21 protein-coding genes are annotated in these 17,974 nt (G+C 65.0%); 5 read left to right on the top strand and 16 right to left on the bottom strand.

Annotated features, from left to right (window positions below; genetic code table 11):
* Positions 1-257: 257 nt before the first annotated feature.
* The 13 genes from ATE59_RS18325 to ATE59_RS08020 form a co-directional block, all read right to left on the bottom strand.
* Positions 258-491, bottom strand: a complete 234-nt coding sequence (locus ATE59_RS18325) for a helix-turn-helix domain-containing protein (RefSeq protein ID WP_082657349.1) — start codon at positions 489-491, stop codon at positions 258-260.
* Between the two features lie 4 nt (positions 492-495).
* Positions 496-708 carry a DUF2274 domain-containing protein gene (locus ATE59_RS08075; protein ID WP_058811987.1) on the bottom strand — a complete coding sequence of 71 codons (213 nt, stop codon included), beginning with the start codon at positions 706-708 and terminating at the stop codon, positions 496-498.
* Positions 701-1,936, bottom strand: coding sequence for a TrbI/VirB10 family protein (locus tag ATE59_RS08070; RefSeq protein WP_058811986.1), 1,236 nt, complete (start codon positions 1,934-1,936; stop codon positions 701-703). The genes ATE59_RS08075 and ATE59_RS08070 overlap by 8 nt, the downstream gene beginning before the upstream one ends.
* Positions 1,933-2,784: a P-type conjugative transfer protein TrbG gene (gene trbG, locus ATE59_RS08065; RefSeq protein WP_058811985.1), complete on the bottom strand. Its 852-nt coding sequence runs from the start codon at positions 2,782-2,784 to the stop codon at positions 1,933-1,935. Before trbG ends, ATE59_RS08070 begins: the two co-directional genes overlap by 4 nt.
* Positions 2,781-3,623 carry a conjugal transfer protein TrbF gene (gene trbF / locus ATE59_RS08060; RefSeq protein ID WP_058811984.1) on the bottom strand — a complete coding sequence of 281 codons (843 nt, stop codon included), beginning with the start codon at positions 3,621-3,623 and terminating at the stop codon, positions 2,781-2,783. The genes trbG and trbF overlap by 4 nt, the downstream gene beginning before the upstream one ends.
* 3 nt (positions 3,624-3,626) lie before the next feature.
* A complete protein-coding gene (gene trbL, locus ATE59_RS08055; RefSeq protein ID WP_058811983.1) occupies positions 3,627-4,934 on the bottom strand; it encodes a P-type conjugative transfer protein TrbL in 1,308 nt (435 codons plus the stop codon).
* A gap of 136 nt (positions 4,935-5,070) precedes the next feature.
* Positions 5,071-5,823 (bottom strand): P-type conjugative transfer protein TrbJ, encoded by a 753-nt coding sequence (trbJ, locus tag ATE59_RS08050; protein ID WP_017499932.1) that lies wholly within the window; start codon positions 5,821-5,823, stop codon positions 5,071-5,073.
* Positions 5,824-5,829: 6 nt separating this feature from the next.
* A complete protein-coding gene (trbE, locus tag ATE59_RS08045) occupies positions 5,830-8,298 on the bottom strand; it encodes a conjugal transfer protein TrbE (RefSeq protein ID WP_017499933.1) in 2,469 nt (822 codons plus the stop codon).
* On the bottom strand, positions 8,292-8,522 hold the full coding sequence (locus ATE59_RS08040) for a VirB3 family type IV secretion system protein (RefSeq protein ID WP_051035683.1): 231 nt from the start codon (positions 8,520-8,522) through the stop codon (positions 8,292-8,294). The genes trbE and ATE59_RS08040 overlap by 7 nt, the downstream gene beginning before the upstream one ends.
* Before the next feature lie 50 nt (positions 8,523-8,572).
* Positions 8,573-8,926 (bottom strand): TrbC/VirB2 family protein, encoded by a 354-nt coding sequence (locus tag ATE59_RS08035; protein WP_017499935.1) that lies wholly within the window; start codon positions 8,924-8,926, stop codon positions 8,573-8,575.
* Positions 8,923-9,945, bottom strand: coding sequence for a P-type conjugative transfer ATPase TrbB (gene trbB, locus ATE59_RS08030; RefSeq protein WP_017499936.1), 1,023 nt, complete (start codon positions 9,943-9,945; stop codon positions 8,923-8,925). Before trbB ends, ATE59_RS08035 begins: the two co-directional genes overlap by 4 nt.
* Entirely contained in the window at positions 9,942-10,367 is a 426-nt protein-coding gene (locus tag ATE59_RS08025) for a hypothetical protein (RefSeq protein ID WP_017499937.1), read from the bottom strand. Before ATE59_RS08025 ends, trbB begins: the two co-directional genes overlap by 4 nt.
* A gap of 2 nt (positions 10,368-10,369) precedes the next feature.
* Positions 10,370-12,397, bottom strand: a complete 2,028-nt coding sequence (locus tag ATE59_RS08020; RefSeq protein WP_038292469.1) for a conjugal transfer protein TraG — start codon at positions 12,395-12,397, stop codon at positions 10,370-10,372.
* 342 nt (positions 12,398-12,739) lie between these two features.
* Here ATE59_RS08020 and ATE59_RS08015 point away from each other — a divergent pair, with 342 nt between their 5' ends.
* From ATE59_RS08015 to ATE59_RS07995, 5 genes are read left to right on the top strand one after another with little or no spacing between them, the layout of a single operon-like run.
* Positions 12,740-13,078, top strand: a complete 339-nt coding sequence (locus ATE59_RS08015; protein ID WP_017499939.1) for a hypothetical protein — start codon at positions 12,740-12,742, stop codon at positions 13,076-13,078.
* Complete coding sequence (locus ATE59_RS08010) at positions 13,075-13,449, top strand: helix-turn-helix domain-containing protein (RefSeq protein WP_017499940.1); 375 nt, start codon at positions 13,075-13,077, stop codon at positions 13,447-13,449. The genes ATE59_RS08015 and ATE59_RS08010 overlap by 4 nt, the downstream gene beginning before the upstream one ends.
* 3 nt (positions 13,450-13,452) lie before the next feature.
* Positions 13,453-14,463: an ImmA/IrrE family metallo-endopeptidase gene (locus tag ATE59_RS08005; protein ID WP_017499941.1), complete on the top strand. Its 1,011-nt coding sequence runs from the start codon at positions 13,453-13,455 to the stop codon at positions 14,461-14,463.
* A gap of 6 nt (positions 14,464-14,469) precedes the next feature.
* Complete coding sequence (locus tag ATE59_RS08000) at positions 14,470-15,150, top strand: C1 family peptidase (protein ID WP_017499942.1); 681 nt, start codon at positions 14,470-14,472, stop codon at positions 15,148-15,150.
* A complete protein-coding gene (locus ATE59_RS07995; RefSeq protein WP_017499943.1) occupies positions 15,122-15,901 on the top strand; it encodes a hypothetical protein in 780 nt (259 codons plus the stop codon). The genes ATE59_RS08000 and ATE59_RS07995 overlap by 29 nt, the downstream gene beginning before the upstream one ends.
* Here the strand turns inward: ATE59_RS07995 and ATE59_RS07990 are convergent.
* From ATE59_RS07990 to ATE59_RS07980, 3 genes are read right to left on the bottom strand one after another with little or no spacing between them, the layout of a single operon-like run.
* Positions 15,868-16,572: a uracil-DNA glycosylase gene (locus ATE59_RS07990; RefSeq protein WP_017499944.1), complete on the bottom strand. Its 705-nt coding sequence runs from the start codon at positions 16,570-16,572 to the stop codon at positions 15,868-15,870. The two genes, ATE59_RS07995 and ATE59_RS07990, sit on opposite strands and share 34 nt — an antisense overlap.
* A complete protein-coding gene (locus ATE59_RS07985; protein WP_017499945.1) occupies positions 16,569-17,747 on the bottom strand; it encodes a nucleoside triphosphate pyrophosphohydrolase family protein in 1,179 nt (392 codons plus the stop codon). The genes ATE59_RS07990 and ATE59_RS07985 overlap by 4 nt, the downstream gene beginning before the upstream one ends.
* Positions 17,744-17,944 carry a hypothetical protein gene (locus tag ATE59_RS07980; protein WP_017499946.1) on the bottom strand — a complete coding sequence of 67 codons (201 nt, stop codon included), beginning with the start codon at positions 17,942-17,944 and terminating at the stop codon, positions 17,744-17,746. Before ATE59_RS07980 ends, ATE59_RS07985 begins: the two co-directional genes overlap by 4 nt.
* Positions 17,945-17,974: the final 30 nt, after the last annotated feature.

The raw sequence follows: 17,974 nt of genomic DNA, 5'->3' as shown, positions 1-17,974 counted from the left end.
TCAAATGTGCTGACAATCAACGATTGTTCATAAACCAGCGAAAATCAGGAAATTTTTCAACCTTTGACGACCACCGTCAAACAGAAAAATGGTAGCGGAGGAGGGATTCACACGGAAAACATAAGAAGCTGATTTTCAATCAATTTCTTGGCCAAGATGCTGGAAACTGTGCTGAATCCACCCCCCATTTTACCCCTTAGCGACAGGCCGTGCCGAAATATAGATAAACTGACCATGCTCGCCATCCGCAATCCCAGTCACGCCCGCGAATGCGGTTGTTTACGGCGTGATCGTAGGAAAGACTGCAGACTATCGACGAATACCACGGTTGCGCGACCAATCTTGGCTGCCTCGATGTCGCCGGACGCGATGAGCTGGTAGATCTTGGATTTGCTAAGCCCCGTCATTCGCACAGCGTCGGGAATGCGAACGCTTATCGGCCCAATCGGGGCCACTTCGTTGCCATTCGTTGTCGGCTGCCGGGCGGACATCGGACTATTTCTTACGTGCACGGCTGAATGAACGGTCGCTCGCCAAGAAGCCGCTAAGCATGAATGGAATGAGGTCCGGCACGGACTCGCGTCGGCCGTAGGCCACCTCATAGGCTTCGGCGTAGGCGTTCAGCGCTTCGATGAGGTCCGGCATGACGCTGATCGTAATCTTGATCGGCCTCCGATCGGGCAGCCTTGGCAGCTTCAATTCAGCCACGGCCTCCTCCCCACGGTCCGGGCAATATGATGTCTTTGTGCACGACCACCCGGAGCGGCCAGCCGGGGCGAACGCGCAAGGTCGGCTGGATATTGAGATTGCGAGTGACGAGCTGATCGCCCGCGCGCGCGCCGCTCTGCTGCGCTGACTCGCGGATCGCCCGGACCAGGTCGCTTTCGGTGCTGCCGAAGCTCAACTCCGTGCCGACGCCGAGCAACGTTGACAGCGCGACACCCTCCAAAAGCTGCCACGTATGCTGGTCGATCCGGTCGGACAGACCCGCATAGCCCTGGGTGTCGGTCGCCGGCACATTGTCGATACGAATCGACGAGCCATCGGGTAAAATGATCCGCTGCCACACCACGAGCGCACGGCTCTGCCCAAACGCCACCACGCTATCATAGCTGCCGACCAGCCGCGCCCCTTGCGGAATGATCAGGCTCCGCCCGGTCACGCTGTCATAGACGTTCTCCGTAATCTGCGCGGTGACGAGCCCAGGAAGATCCGAGTTGAGCCCGGTAATCAGGCTCGCGGCAATGATGCTGCCGGCCTGCAAGGTCCAAGGCGATACGGGCCGCGCCAGCGCATGCGGGTTGATATCGTCGTCCCTATTGCCGCGGCCGACCAGCTCATTCTTGCGCCCTTGGGCATTAGGATCGCGGTCGGGGTCGAGGAACGGCCTGGCAGTCTCAGCCGATGGTGGCGGCGCGTCTGCATCGGTCGGCACCGGCGCAGGTGCAGCGCGGGCGCCGCCCGCCAATTGCAGCATGACACCAGACTCGCGTGCGGCTTTCTGCTCGGCGGCGATACGCTGGCGTTCACTTTCGGCTGCCTGCGCGGCCCGGCTCGCCGCATCGGCGGCGGGATCGGCGGGAGCCATCCCGCCAAGCTGTCGCTGGTGCTCGAGGATCGGCCGCCCGAGATCACCGGGAAGCGGTGGCCCGAGCTTCGGCACGTCGCCATAGCTCGCCGGCGCGCCGGCGAGTGCATCAGGCGGCGCTTTCGCGCCGACCAGCTTGTCATCGCTCGGTGCGATCAGGCTTAGGGTCGCGGGCTTGAGCGCCAACCAGGCGACGCCGATGATCGCGGTCGAGCCGGCGGCAGCGATGGCGACGATCGCGCCGCGGCGAAAACGGGTGACGCGGCTCGGCGCCGCGCGCAGCACGAGCGTTTCAGGGTCTGCCTTGGGCGCCGCGCTCGGCACGGGCGAAGCGGTCGGATCGGTCACGCGCCCCTCCCGGGCTTGCGCTGCCGGCTCTCCGGCTGGGCGGCAGTGATTCGAACAATCTGCTGTTTCTTGCCGCCAAGGCGCAGCTCGGCGGCACCGAACAAGCGGTCGACGACATAATAGCGACCGGCGACGCGATAGTTGACGAGCTGGGCCTCGCCATCCTCGCCGATTACGAACAGCGGCGGCGCTTCGCCGACCGCGATCGCGGGCGAGAACTCGATATAGGTCTGCCGCCCATCATCGAACGCGCGCAGCGGCCGCCAAGCCGGCTTGTCACCCGAGATCGCATAATTGAAGTTGAGGCTTTCGACCGAAAGGCCGGACGCGATAGGCGTCGCCGCCGCGGCTGCATCTTGCTGACGCCGGAGCGCGATCAGTTCGTCCTGCGGATAGATCCAGGAGATCGCGGCCATCGCGGTTGCGAGCGTGCTTTCGAGCTGGAGATGGTATGTCCGGCGATCGGTGGTGATGACAAGGTTTGTGCGTAGGCCCGCCGAAAACGGCTTGACGAGGATGTGCACGCGCTTGCTTTCGCCGGTGCCGCTGGTGGTATCGCCGACAGTCCAGCGCATGGTGTCGCCAGCGGCAACGGACACGATCGTCTCGCCCGGTTGCAAGGCAATGTCTGTGATGCGCTCGGGCGCGGCATAGAGCCGGTAGAGCACGCCTTCGGACCAGGGATAGACCTGAACGGCATTGAGGTAGCCCGCGCTCGACGGCTCGCGCAGTGCCGCCCGGTTGGCGGCGGTCACGCGCGCGGTAGGCGACGCGGGTTCGCGGGTCTGCGCGGCGGCGGGTATGGCAAGCGCCGTCGCGCTCGCCGCCAGGATGAGGACACGGATCATTGGGCGTTCCTTTCGGGAGATGGTGCGGCTGCGGGCTGCGCAAGGGTCGGATCGAGCGGCGAGCCCAGCGGAATGTCGGCGGGCGGCGCGACCGGGAGTGATTGTGCAGGATCGGGCACGGGCGATGGTTGTGGCGAAGGCGGCCGGTCCGCCGGGGTTTCCAGTTCGCGGCTCCAGTCGATCGCGTCGATATAGAGGCCGAGCGGGTTCTTTCGGAGCACATCGGCCGAGCGCGGCGGCTTGACCTTCACCGTCAGCATCGCCGTCCAGCGTGACGTGCTGGCGAGGCTTCCCCGCTCATATTGCTGCTCGGTCCATTTGACCTGGAAGCTCGTATCCGACGCGCGGACGACGCTCGTCACCTGTACTGAAACCGTCTTGCGCCCGACATCCGCGAACGGATTGGAGGTGCGGGCATATTCGCCGAGGAATAGTGACGCGCGTTCGGTCGCGAAATCATAGGCCGACAGCCAATTCTCGCGCATCAGCACCGGATCGAGCGAGCGCGCTCGAACGTCGGTGATGAACCGGCCGAGGAACCATGCGATCTGCGGATCGGTCGGCTGATAGTCCTTGGCGGCAGGCGCGACCGCCTGTGCTTGCCCCAGTGCATCGACCTCGACCACATAGGGCACGACACGGCTCTGCGTCGACTGCCACACCAGCGCGCCCGACAGGCCTGTGGTCAGGAACAAGCCGCCGAATGCCATCAGCCGCCAGTTCTTCGCCTGCGCGCGGGCCGAGCCGATGCGCTCATCCCAAAGCTGGCCCGCCCGTTGGTAGGGTGTCTCGGGTTCGGGCGTTCGCCCATAGCGCTGCAATGCGCGTCGAAATTTCATCGCTCAGTCCCTTTCCTTGATGTCTGGAGTGGCGCCCGCGCCGCCGCGGTCACCGCCCTGGATTGCGTGGATCGCCATCTGGCGGCGGTGGCGGGCATTCTGGCTGGCATGAAGCTTCTGCGCCCAGGCGGGTGTTCCTTCGGCTGCGCCTGTCGGCGCGGCTGCGGGGGCGGTGCCGCCGGCACGGGTGGTTCCCGCTTCCCATGCGGCGCGCTGCCCACGCTCGGCGGCGGCGCTAACGCCGAGACCGCTGCTCATCCGGTTGGCAGCCGCGCCGCGCATGGCGGTCGCAACGCCGCCGAGGCCCGCGCCGACGCTGGTCGAACCCGAGGTTTCCTGCCCGAGCTTGTAGGCGGTGGATGCGGCAGACCCCATCGACGTGCCGGCGCGGATCGCGCCGAGACCGGCGCCCGCGAGACCGCGTGCCGCGCCGACGGCGCCAGCACCTGCCATCGCAAGACCGCCGCCGGCAAGCGCGGTGGTGGCGATGACCGATCCGGCGCCGAGCTGCGGGGCACCCGCAACAAGGCCGGATGCGATTCCGGGGCCGAAGATGGAGAGTCCGAAGATCGCGAGGCTCGCGAGCATGAGCGACACGGCTTGCTCGATCGACACCTCGTCACCGGTGATCGCGCTGGTGAAGTCGGCGAAATAGTTGGAGCCGATACCGACGATGACGGCCAGCACCATGACCTTGATGCCTGAACTGACGACGTTGCCGAGTACCCGTTCGGCGAGGAACGACGTGCGGTTCCACAGCGCGAAGGGCACGAGCACGAAGCCGGCGAGCGAAGTGAGCTTGAATTCGAGGATTGTGATGAAAAGCTGGATCGCGAGGATGAAAAAGGCGGCGATGACGACGACCCAGGCGATCACCAGCACGGCGATCTCGATGAAATTGTCGAAGAAGGCGATCGGGCCAACCAACTCCTTCGCCTGCTCGAGGAGCGGCCATGCTGCCTCGAAGCCGGTCCCGGCCAGCTTGCCGGGTCGCAATAAATCGTCAGCCGTAATCGCGCTGCCCCCTGCGGTGAGGCCGAGGCCGGCGAAGCTGCGAAAGATGATATCGGACAGTGTCGAGAAGCTGTTGAGGATCAGGGCGAAGACGCCGACATAGAGGATCTTTTTGAGGAACTTGGCGATGACGTCGTCTTCGCCGCCGAGCGCCCAGAACAGCCCGGCGAGCGTGATGTCGATGCCGATCAGGATCGTGGTCAGGAAACCGACGTCACCGCCCAACAGGCCGAACCCGCTGTCGATGTAGGAGGCGAAGGCCTCCATGAACTGATCGATGACATTCAGGTCATCCATATGGGCGGGTTCCTGCTTGAAGTTGAAAGGTGTCGCGGGGACCGGCGGCCATGAGAGGGGCAAGCCCTACGGCCCCCGCGACGAGACAGGTTCGGACCCGGGGGGAGCTGGGGGCGCGGTCCTCGCCTGCCTCAGCTCATTGGCGTGGCGTGTAAGCCTTGCCGTCGCCGAGGAAGCGGCGCGTCGACTCGCGTGCCTCGCGCGCGATCTGGCCCCGCTGCGCCTGCTCGACCGATTCCGCCCGGAACTGCGCCGCCATCATTTGCTGAAGCTGGAGCTGCTGCTTGGCGGTGAGCGCGAGAAGCTGGTTCGTGGCCTGCTGCGCCTGAAGCGAGCCTTCCGCGCCCTGGCTGCGCGCGACGATGTCGGCGAGCGCCTGCGTGTCGCTCCGTACGTTGTCGACGATGCGGTTCTGGACCCCCATCGTCTGGCGAAACGCGGACATCGCGGTATCGAGTTGATCGCGTGCGCGAGCCACACGCTGATCGCGGCGGAACACCTGATCGAACTCCTGCGGGTAGAGCTGGCGGAAGCGCTCGTCGAGCTGATCGATGCGGAAGTCGACGCCCTGCGCCTGGCCCATGAGCTGGTCGATCTGCTGGAGGCGCTGGCGAAGCTCCTGAAGTTGCGGGAAATCGATCCGGGACAGGTTCTTGCCCTGGTTGATCAGCATCTGCGCTTCGTTCTGGAGACTCTGGATCTGGTTGTTGATCTGGGCAAGCGTGCGCGCGGCGGTGAGCAGGTTTTGCGAATAGTTCGATGGATCGAACACACTGAGCTGGGCCGCGACGGGCGTCGAGGTCAACGCGATGCCGATACCGAGCGAGCCGACGGCGCCGAGCGCGAGAGCGGAGAGGCACGCATATTTGCGGATAGGGATACGGGGCACGGGAAATTACTCCTTGTCTTCTGGGGGGCGGGCGGCAGGGTGACGCCCAAGCAGGTCGGCCGCCCAATCGAGGCCGGCTTGGGAGAGAAAGGTCGCGGCGAAGTCGGCCTGGCCCTTTTCGGCCAGCACCGCGTCTATGCGCTTCTGGCTGTCGGGATCGGACGCGCCGCACAACGCCAGCGCGATCGGGCCTAGCCCAAGCTCGAACAGCCGGTTGCCGCGCGCTGATTGCAGATAATATTGCCGCTTGGGCGTCGCGCGGCTGACCAGTTCGATCTGGCGCGCGTTGAGACCGAAGCGGACGTAGACCGTCTGGCCCTGCGGCTCGATCGCCCGATCATTGGGCAGCAAGATGCGCTGCGGACAGCTTTCGATGATGGCCGGCGCGATCGTGCTGTCGGCGATATCGGCTAGGCTCTGTGTCGCGAACACGACGCTGACGTTCTTCTTGCGCAGCACCTTCAGCCACTCACGGATGCGCGCGGCGAACAGCGGGTGGTCGAGGAACACCCAGGCTTCATCCAGTACGAGAAGCGTCGGCCGCCCGGTGAAGCGCTCCTCGAGACGATGGAACAGGTAGGTCAGCACGGGCGCAACGACGCCCGCCTGCCCCATCAGCGCTTCAGTCTCGAAGCACTGCACGTCGGCGATCGCTAGATCGTCTTCGGCGGCGTCGAGCAGGCGGCCGAACGATCCTTCGAGCGTATAGGGCGCGAGCGCCGATCGCAGCGGTGCCGATTGCAGCAGCAGCGACAGGCCGGTGAGCGTGCGTTCCTCGATCGGGGCGGTCGCGAGATTGGTGAGCGCCGACCAGACGGCCTCCTTGATCTCGGGTGTGACCAGTACTTTCTCATGGGCGAGCAGCGCGCCGATCCATTCGGTCGCCCAGGCGCGTGCGTTGGAGCGATCGATGTGGCGCAGCGGCTGGAAGGCGATCGTTCGCCCGCCCACGTCATCGGCATGACCGCTCTCACCGCCAAGCCCGAGCGCGTGATGCGCGCCGCCCATCGCCAGCACGGCCGCGCGCGCCGAAAATCCCTTGTCGAAGACATAGACCTGGGAGTCTGGATATCGCCGGAACTGAAGCGCGAGCATTGCGAGCAGCACCGACTTTCCGGCCCCGGTGGGTCCGACGATCAGCATATGACCGACGTCGCCGACATGCGTGCTGAGACGGAACGGCGTCGAGCCGCTGGTTTCCGCATAAAGCAGCGGCGGACCGTCGAGGTGCGGATTACGCGCCGGTCCTGCCCATACCGAGGACAGCGGCATGAGATGCGCGAGATTCAGGGTGTGGACGATCGGTTGCCGGACGTTCGCATAGACATGGCCCGGCAGGCTCGACAGCCACGCCTCGACCACATTCATGCCCTCGCGGATGCAGGTGAAGCCGAGCCCGTTGACGATGCGCTCGACCGCGCGGACCTTTTCCTCGACGCGGGCGCGGTCGATATCGGCAACGGTGATCGTCGTCGTCAGATAGCCGAACGCGACATGATCGCCGCCGAGCGCCTGCAAGGCGAGGTCGGCATCGACCACCTTGTTGTCGGCATCGCTGTCGAGAAGCTGGACCGGCTGGTTGTAGATGACTTCGCGCAGCAGCGCGGTGATCGACTTGCGCTTGTTGAACCACTGCCGCCGCAGGCGAGTGAGCGCTTTGGTTGCGTCGGTCTTGTCGAGCGCAATGAAGCGCGTCACCCAGCGATAGCCAAAATCCTCATGGTTGAGTCCGTCGAGGATGCCGGGACGGCTCGCGTTCGGAAATCCGAGGATGGTGAGCGTCCGCAGATGCTCGTCGCCGAGCATCGGTTCGAGCCCGCCGGTCAGCGGCGTGTCGGCGAGCAGCCCGTCCAGATAGATGGGCGTTTCGGGCACGGCGACGACATGGCGGCGCGCGGAGATCGCACCGTGGAGAAAGGTCAGCATTTCGCTGTCGCCGAGCGCGCGCACCTCGGGCATGAAGCCTCTGAACAGGTCAAGCGCACGATCCGTCTCGGCGATGAAGCCGGCAAGCGCTTGTCGCCAGTCGCGGCCCTTCGCGTCGTCGCTGCGCTCGATCAGCGCTCGGCCCGCCGTGTCCGCCTGATCGGGCGGAGGCAGGAGGGTGAGCGTCAGATAATAGCGGCTCTCGAAATGCGCGCCCGCGCTTTCGAACGCCGCGCGCCGTTCCTCATCGACCAGCCACGACGCCGCATCGGGAAAGCTGCTGTCGGGATAACCCAGCGCTTCGCGCCGCTCGGCCTCGAAATGGAGTGCCCAGCCCGAGCCGAAGCGCTTCAGGACATTGTTCGCCCGCGCGCAGGCGGCGACAAGCTCGGCTTCGGTGGCGGATTCTAGATCGGGGCCGCGGAACCTGAGGACGCGCAAAAAGCTGCCGTCCTTGTTGAGCACCACGCCGGGCGCGACAAGCGCCGCCCATGGAAGATGATCGGCGAGCCGGTCGGCCTTCTGACGGTATTCGCGCAGATTCAGCATGACAGATGCCCCTTCTGGCGAAGGTGGCGGACAAGGACCGGGGCGAAGTCGGGATCGCGCTTGGCGGCGAACACCGCGAGAGTGTGCCCGAACGCCCACATGGCCAGCCCGGCGATCCACTGCTGGAGACCGAGTCCGAGCGCGGCCGCGATCGTACCATTGACGATCGCGATCGCTCGCGGCGCCCCGCCAAGCAGGATCGGCTCGGCAAGCGCGCGGTGCATCGGCGCCTCGAACCCCTCGATATGGCTGGCGCCATAGGAATTTGGCGCGTTCACGAGATGAGCGCCCCGCCGCCGAAGCTGAAGAAGCTGAGGAAGAAGCTCGACGCCGCAAACGCGATCGACAGGCCGAAGATGATCTGGATGAGGCGCCGGAACCCGCCTGCCGTCTCGCCGAACGCGAGCGTCAAACCGGTGACGATGATGATGATCACCGCGACGATCTTGGCGACAGGACCCTGGACCGATTCGAGGACCTGCTGAAGCGGTTCCTCCCACGGCATGCCCGAGCCGGCGGCCTGCGCGGTGGCGGCGAGCGCAAGCCCGAGGCCGATGGCGGCGCCGGTGAGGAAGATGCTCCGACGATCGGGAATACGGGCAGGAATACGGGACAAGCGCATGGTCATTCTCCTTGGGGTTCGAGGGCGTGGTCGGGAGTAAGGTCGAGGACGGCGTAGCCGCCGTCGGGATCGAGGCCGGCGACGCGCGCGATCGTGTCGACGCGGCGCGCGAGGCCGCGCCCGGCGATGAACACGATCATGTCGATGGCGTCGGCGATCAGCCGGCGCGGAACGGTGACGACGCTTTCCTGCACGAGCTGCTCGAGCCGGTAGAGCGCCGACACTGCCGAATTGGCGTGGACGGTTGCGATGCCGCCCGGATGCCCGGTGTTCCAGGCTTTGAGCATGTCGAGCGCTTCGCGCCCGCGCACCTCGCCAACGACGATGCGATCGGGGCGGAGCCGCAATGTCGAGCGGACAAGATCAGCCATCGTGACGCCGCCGGCTCCGGCAGTGCCAATCGTACGCGTGCGCAGCCCCACCACGTCGGGCGCGGCGCATTGCAACTCACGCGTGTCTTCAATGATGATGACGCGTTCGTCGAGGTGCGCCATCTCGGCGAGCAGCGCGTTGGCAAGCGTCGTCTTGCCCGAACTGGTGCCACCCGCGACCAGGATGTTCTTGCGCTCGACCACGGCCATCGACAGCAGTCGCGCCGTGTCGGCGGGCATGATGCCGTCCCGCACATAGTCGAGCAAAGTGTAGATGCGCGCCGCGGGCTTGCGGATCGAGAAGCACGGCGCGAGGCTGACCGGCGGCAGGATACCCTCGAACCGCTCGCCCGCGCCTTCGCCGTGCGGTGGCAGCTCGGCTGACACGATCGGCGCATTGCCATGAACCTCTGTCCGTGCGTGGCTGGCAACCAGGCGGATGATCCGCTCGACCTGCGCGGGCTCATATTTGGTGCCGGTATCGATCCGGCCTTCGCCGAGTCGATCAAGGCGCAACACGCCGTCCGGGTTCACCATGATCTCGATGACCACCGGATCGGCCAGCGCTGCGGCGATGGTCGGCCCCATCGCGGTGCGCAGCATCGCGCGCCGACGCCCTGCGGAATTATCGGAGCCGAAAAGCGTGTCGCTCATCGCCCACCTCCATTGTCTTTCGCGGAGGCAGCAAGCGTGCGCTGGCCGCTGGCGAGCGCTTCGCCGACGCGGGCAATGAACGCCTCGAAGCGGTCTCGGCCGATCGCACGCGCCGCTTCGTCGGCTTCGGCCAAAGGGGCCTGCACCATCAGTTCATAGCGGATGAACAGCGCCAGGCTCTCGAGCAGCACATGCCCGTCACGCTCGACACGCCCCAGCGCGAGCGACATGCGATCGAGCCGCTGGCTGAACTTGTTCTCCAGCTCGCTCGCCGCCTGCCGGTTGAGCCAGGCGGTGAGCGCGTCGGTGAGGATCGCCGATTTGGACGCGCCGGGCTGGCTCGCCAGCGCCTCGAAGCGGTGGCTCAGATCTTCGGGCAGGAAGAGCTGGTAGCGGACGCGGTTGGGTTTGATCGCGGCCATTGTCAGAAGTCCGGCAGCATGTCGGCGCTGCGACCCTGATTGATCGCGTGAGCGCGGATCAGCGTGCCGGTGGCGCCGGCGCGGTCCATCGCGTGCTTGTCGGCGATCGTGTCGGTGTCGTCGCTGTCCAGGCCGAGCAGGTCGAGCTGCTTTGGCGGCTCGGGTTTTTTGGCGGGTTCTTCGCCGAGGCCGGGGTGGCGCTGCTGTTGCAAGCCGCCGTCCTCATCCGCCTTCGCATCGTCATCGGGCTTGCCGAGCCGGGTATCGGGCGCGCGGACCAGTCCGCTCCAGTCGTTGGGGCGTGCCTGCGGCCGGTCGGGATAGTCTCCGGGCGCGGGCTGCGGCGGCGGTGCGATCCGCTCGCGGAAATTGCGGTCCTCGTAATAGCGCAGCTTCCTCGCGCGGATCGGGGCCATGCCGGAGACAAGGACAAGCTCATCCTTGGGCGGGAGCTGCATCACCTCGCCGGTGGTCAGGAGTGGCCGGGCGGTCTCCTGCCGGCTGACCATGACGTGCGCCAGCCAGGGCGCGAGCCGGTGGCCGGCATAGTTGCGCATCGCGCGCTGTTCGGTGGCGATGCCGAGCGCGTCCGAAATCCGCCGCGCCGTGCGCTCGTCGTTGGTCGCAAACGCGACGCGGACATGGCAGTTGTCGAGGATCGAGTTGTGCTCGCCATAAGCCTTCTCGATCTGGTTCAAGGACTGCGCGATCAGGAAGGCGCGCACTCCATAGCCCGCGAGAAAGGCAAGACTGGTCTCGAAGAAGTCGAGCCGCCCCAATGCCGGGAACTCGTCGAGCATCATCAGGAGCTTGTGCTTGCCCGCCCTGGCGGGATCGGCATCGAGCTTTTCGGTGAGGCGGCGGCCGATCTGGTTGAGCACCAACCGCACCAGCGGCTTGGTGCGGCTGATGTCCGATGGCGGGATGACAAGGTAGAGCGAGACCGGATGGCCGGCCTCGACGAGATCGGCGATCCGCCAGTCGCAGCGCGATGTCACCGCGGCGACGGTCGGGTCGCGATAGAGCCCGAGAAACGACATTGCGGTGGAGAGGACGCCGCTGCGCTCGTTCTCGCTCTTGTTGAGCACCTCGCGCGCCGCCGAGGCGACGACGGGATGGATCTGCGGCGCATCCTTCGTGCCGAGGTGATTGGTGGTCATCATCCGCCGGAGCGTGGCGGTGAACGGCCGCTGCGGGTCCGACAGGAATGTGGCTACCCGTGCGAGCGTCTTTTCTTCCTCCGCATAAAGGACGTGGAGGATCGCGCCGACCAGGAGCGAATGGGAGGTTTTCTCCCAGTGGTTGCGCCGTTCGAGCGCGCCTTCGGGATCGACCAGGATGTCGGCGATGTTCTGGACGTCGCGGACCTCATGCTCGCCGCGCCGGACCTCCAGCAGCGGGTTGTATTTGGCGGAAGCGGGATCGGTCGGATTGAACAGCAGGACGTGGGAGAAGCGCGCGCGCCAGCCGGCGGTGAGCTGCCAGTTCTCGCCCTTGATGTCGTGAACCACGGCGCTGCCGGTCCAGCCAAGCAGTGTCGGTATGACCAGCCCGACGCCCTTGCCCGAACGGGTTGGCGCGAACGCCATGATATGTTCGGGGCCGTCATGCCGGAGATAGCGGCCGCGCGAGCGGCCCAGGAATACGCCGGCATCACCGTAAAGGCCGGCCCGCTCGATCTCGTTCGGCCTGGCCCAGCGCGCCGAACCATAGGTGGTGACGTGACGCGACTGCCGCGCGCGCCAGAGCGAGCCTGCGATCGCCGCGCCGCAGCCGATGAAACCGCTCGCGCCGGCGAGCGCGCCGGCCTTGTCGAAAACATGCGGCGCATAGGCATCGTAGTGATACCACCAGGGGAAGAGCGCCCAGGGACGATAGACCGGCGTGCTTCCAGCCATGAACCAGGCCGGACCAAGTTCGGGCTGGTAGGCGAGCATCGCCGCCGCCCATTGGGTCGCCGCCCAGAGGCCCGCGATCACGATTGCGAACACGACAAGGATCTGGCCGATGAGCAATTTGGTCGGGGTCACGTTGAAGCTCCCGCCCATACCGCCGGATGCGGTCGGGGCGCGGCTTCAAGACTCGGCTATGGGCCGCCCGAAATGAACGGAGCCGCTGGGGGCTGGTGGGTGACCGAAGGAGATCACTCGTCGGCGACTGACTCAATATTCCAGCTCTGTTCTTTTGATCGAGCTATGACCCGAGTTGATGATTCTGCCCTGTCGTTGTCCCTCGAGGTGGCACTGACCACCACACCGCACCGCCGATGACCCGCTACACCCTGCAAAAATCCGAGCTGCAAATTCGGGCTTGCGTGTCGGATTATCAGACATTATATCGCATTTAATGTAGTGAAATCGTGCGAGGCATGCATGGCGACAATCGCTCCTCCGCAGCCCGCGGCAACCGCGTTTCCCAAAGCCGACGCCATTAGGGCGTTGGTCGACGAACTGCTGCAAGTGGCCAGGGCTGAGGCACAGGTGCGCGGAATTGCCCTGCCTCCGGAAAACCCGAAGATCATCCAGGCGCCCGTGCCACTCGACTCCTTGTCCGTGGTCGACACGCTTTGCGCGGTGGAGCAGGTCCTCGACATCGAGCTTCGCGACAGCATCGTCCGCACCGGCGGCTACAATTCGATCGAGAAGGCGATTGACGACCTCCTCCCTAAGATCGAACGCGTCTGGGTTAAGAAGAAAGGGTCGAAGCCATGACCAATCTCGCACTCCGCCAGGAAGGCGACGAGCAGGAGCGGCGGCGCTTGGGCGACCGTCTGCGCGAAGCACGGAAATATCTCGGCCTCAAGCAGGAAGAAGTTGCTGCCTATCTCAAGATTCCCCGGACCGCGCTTACCGATATCGAGAATGGCCAGCGCCGCGTTGAAGCGATCGAACTGACGCGGCTTGCCCGTCTTTACCGCCAGTCGGTGGCCTATTTTACCGGCGAAGACGAGGCCTCCGCGAGCCTTCCCGCCGATGTCGCCCATCTGGCGCGACGCGTTGCGGCCTTGTCGACTGAGGACCGGGCCGAGCTGAGCCGGTTTGCCGAATATCTCCGCTCGCGGTCTGGCGGCGAACGGAGCTGATCGATGGCGTCGGATTATGCGAGCGCGGTTCGCGCTGGTACGATGGCAGCGGGCCGCCTGCATCGCGAACTCGATACGCGCGCACTGATCGAGACCCAAGGCGGCAGCGTCGATGTCTTCGGCGCGATCCATGCCGTGGGTCTACCCTTGCTGCTTCGTCCTCTGAAAGGCCTGCTCGGCGCCTATCTCAGCGCACCTGCTCCTGGCGTTCTCGTCACGACGGAACGACCGATGAGCATCCAGCGCTTCACGGCCGCGCACGAACTCGGGCATTTTTCGATGCGACACGAGCCGAGCCTCGACGATGAGAGCATCCTGCGCCGGATGCCGATGTCGCCCGAACCGGGAAACAACTTCGAGGAAACCGAAGCCGACGCCTTTGCGATCGCCTTCATGATGCCGAAATGGCTGGTGCTCGCGCACAGCGCGCGACAAGGATGGCAGATCGATCATTTCCGGCGCCCCAATGTCGTCTATCAGCTCTCGCTGCGGATCGGCGCCAGCTATGAGGCGACGTGCCGCACCCTGGTTCGCTACAATCTGATTTCGCCATCGGTGATGACCGACCTGCTCCGGACGCAGCCGCGCAGCCTGAAGGTCGATCTCCTCAAGGACTATCGGCCCGACAACTATCGCGGCGACGTCTGGCTGCTGACCGAGCGCGATGCCGGCTCGCGGATCGATGGCAGTCGCAATGATCTTTTCGTGCTGCAGCTCGAAGAACATAGCGGCGGTGGGTATCTCTGGGATCTCGACCAACTGATCGCCAGCGGCTTCGCCGTCGTTCGAGACGAGCGTGAGGCAATCGACGGCGATGGCATCGGTGGTCCCGTTGTCCGCCGTGTCACCGCGGCGCCCGATGCGCCGCGGCGCGGCCGCATGTCGCTCGACGAGCGGCGGCCGTGGCAGCCTGCGCCGGCCCTCACCAGCCTGACGCTCGATTTCGACCTCACCGGCCCGGAACAGACGGGCCTGTCGCGCGCCGAACGGCGGCACCTGCTCGAGGCCGCCTGACGCCCCATGATCGATATCGTCCGTGACCTTCGGCCGCTGTTCGGGCCTGCGCGCGATCAAGGCGCGCGGCCGACATGCCTCGCATTCGCCGCGAGCGACACCCACGCCGGGCTTCGCGACGGCTGGGCACCGCTGTCGTGTGAATTCGCCTTTTATGCCGCGCAGAAACGGGCGGGCAGACCGCCGACGAGCGGCGCACTGCTATCCACAATGCTGGACGCGCTACGGCTCGATGGCCAACCCGACGAGAAAGGCTGGCCGTATCTGGCAGCGGTTCCAGCCGATCATCGACTGTGGACGCCGCCGGCGACCGTTGGCCCGCTCTATGGCCGCAACGGACAGAGGGATGGAACCGACCTGTCATCCATCCTTGCCGCGCTGGATCGTGACACGCCGGTGCTCATGCTGACGATGCTGTCACGGTCTTTCTTCCAGCCGCGCGGTGATGGCGTCGTCGATCCGGCGAACGACGAACTCCCCGAGCCAGCGCAACGGCACGCGGTCGTCGCGGTCGGGCATGGAACCGTGGACGGCACCCCGGCCATTCTCATCCGCAACAGCTGGGGACCAGGTTGGGGCTTGGAAGGCCACGCCTGGCTTACTGAGCGCTTTCTAGCGCCGCGCCTTTTCGCCACGGCAAATTTGACGGAGGAAGTCGATGTATCTTCCCATACCGCCGCAGCCTGACTGCGTTGCTGGCTGGCGCGAGGCGGTCCGGCTCGTCGACCTCGCCACCGGACACCAGGCGCAGAATGTCGTCATCTCCGTGGCCGAGCCGACTGCGCGCGCAACACTCGCCGATCCCGTCGTGGCGGAAGTCGATGCCTTCCTTTCGGGCCATGGCAAGAAGCCCATCGAGACGGTCGCCAACACGATTTTTCCGGCAGCGCTGTACAGGCGCTACGGCGCGCCGCAATTCTTCGACCGGTTTCGCGACAACGTGCTGCCGAAGGTCCGGAGGTCGGGCGCTTGGTCGGGCTATTATTTCGAACGGATGATGGAATTGCCCCGCGCCGACGGCCAGCCAATCAATCAAATCTGGGGCATCGTCGAGCGCCTGCGCAACCCGAACGTCCGAGCGCTCAACAAATTCGAACTGCTGATCTTCGACCCCGCCCGCGACGTGAATGACTCGCCCTACGGCGGTCAGTGCCTGAGCTTTGCCAGTCTCAAGCTGATCGGCAAGGGCGACGATCGTCGCCTCGGCATGACCGCGCTCTACCGCAATCACTACTATATCGAAAAACTGCTCGGCAATCTGATCGGCCTCGGCCGTCTGCTCGAATTCATCGCCAAGGAAGGCGGGGTCGCGCTGGGTCCGCTCACGATCGTCTCGACCAACGCCACGGTCGACACCGCCAACTGGAACCGCGGCGATCTTAAGCAACTCTTTGAACGCTGCGATCAGGCGAGCGCACATCTCCGTGCTGCGGCGTGAGGCGCGCCCAACGGCAGTTCTAGCGGCTCATCGTTGTCATCCGCGACACCGTACAGGCTGAACATGCCCTCGATGAACTCGCGCTGCCCGCCGTAGCTCGGATGGCGGACCGCGGTGGTCGGAATGTCGAGACCGTCCAGCGCCAGGTGAGCGTCGCGCCCGATCGCGACGATCTGGCGGGGCCGGATCATTGACACGAGGGCTTGCAATATCGGCCAGGTCGCCTCGCGCTCGCTTCGCGTGTGGCATCGGTTCGACATCGGATCATCCGCTTCATGGGGATGGAACGGGAAAACGTTCCAGAGCATGACAGGCTGACCGATCCGCTCTAGCACACGCCAGACGATCGCCGCGGTGCGCTCCGCCACGGCGGGTCCCTGCGTCGCACGTTCAAATGCGATGCCGCCCATCAGCGTGCCGGCATGTCCGAGGTGAATTTCGTCGGTCAGCGGTACGCCCGTACGCCGCCCCCCGCGATAGCCGAGATCACGCGCGATCCAGATCGTTTCGACGCGATGATCAAGCGCCGCGGTGAGCAGCATTTCGAGATTGTCGCGGCGCCGGGCGGCGGCGTCGCTGCGGTCATGGACCGTGCAGCGATCGCGCCAGGGATTGAACACTGAGGGAAGTTCGGTCGCCGCCAGGGTGGACACAAAGGATTTCGGGGTCATGACGGCAATTCCTTGATACGCAGGCGGCGATTGGCGAAGTCGATCAGGACGCGGCCGCGCCGATGCTCCTGAAGGAAGCGGAAAGCCGTATAGCCCTGGAGGATCGCTTCCTCCCAAAGCCACAGCGGACAGCGTTCTGATTCGTAGCCGGCGACGAACTGGCGGACATGCTTCAGCATGTCCAGCGGAAGGCCACCGCGCTTCACGTTTTCAAAGTACCGGAGTTGCTGCGCTTGTCCGAAAATCCAGGAAGTTATGCCCTCTTCGATGAGAATCGCCCGAGCACCGTCTTCGGCGTCGTCGAGTTTCGGATCGCTCTTGCGCTTGAGACGGAGCAGCGCACGCAGCACTGGCGACCAGCCAAGCACCGCGACATAAGCGTAGTGAAAGACATCGTGGAAACGATAGTCGTCGGGTTCGAGCGCGTTGTCGGTGAGCCGGTCGCCGACATACACACCGCTTGAGCGTTGATACACGAATGTCTGCCCGCGAACGGTGCGTTCATAGACGTCGATCGCCATCCGCCGCGGCAATTGCTCTTCTGGGTCGAGCGCCGCATCGGTCGGCGCCGGATAGATGCGCTCGCGCGGCCAGCGATCGAAGATCTTGTGAAGATTCTTCACGGCGGCAGCCTCGATGGTAACACCGGATTCGTTTGCCGCCTGGATCAACCGGCGCATGACCGCGACCAGCCGGCCCGCGAGTGCTTCGCGGTCCTTCGCAAGACCGCCCGCCTGGAAATCGTTGATGAGCAGCCCAACGTCGCCTGCCAGCGCGAGCAGGCTATGCTCGAACTGCGGCATCGGTGCCTTGGCAAGCGGAATGTGCTGCGGCTGCAGCGCATGGAAACTGAGCGTTTCGTTGCCGCCCGTCTGCCATTGTCCGCCGTTTGTCGCCGCGGCGGCAGCGATGTCGCTGAGCGCCATGCGGCTGCGCCGTGCGATCGCCGCCAGATACCAAAGGACGTCACCAAGCTCTTCCGCGACGGCGTGAGCGTAACCCAGGTAGGAGGCATCGTCGCGCTGCTTTTTCTTGGCCTCACTGAGCAAGCTGCCGACTTCGCCGAAAAGGCCAAGCATCGAGAAGCCCAGTGCGCGGCCACCGCTGCGTTGATCAGTCCGCGCGGCCTGCTTCGCATAATCCGCAACAGTGAGAGCTTCGAAATCCTCGCTCATCGCCTGCCCTTCCGGCGATCCGATATCGCGTCTGCGGGGACGCTCACGCCATAGGCTTCAAGTGCCCGCAGTACGATCATCCGGATCGGCTCGCGGGAATCGAGCGACCGTTGACCGAGATCGCGTTTCGTAACGGCAGGAATCTGCACCTGAAGATGCTCGTCGCCGACATCGGTTTGCGCTGCGATATTTTTCATGAATCCATGAAAACATAATTTCATGAAAAT

This window comes from Sphingopyxis sp. A083 (genome assembly GCF_001468495.1).
Lineage (GTDB): Bacteria > Pseudomonadota > Alphaproteobacteria > Sphingomonadales > Sphingomonadaceae > Sphingopyxis > Sphingopyxis terrae.
This window is presented reverse-complemented; position numbering and strand designations above follow the sequence as displayed.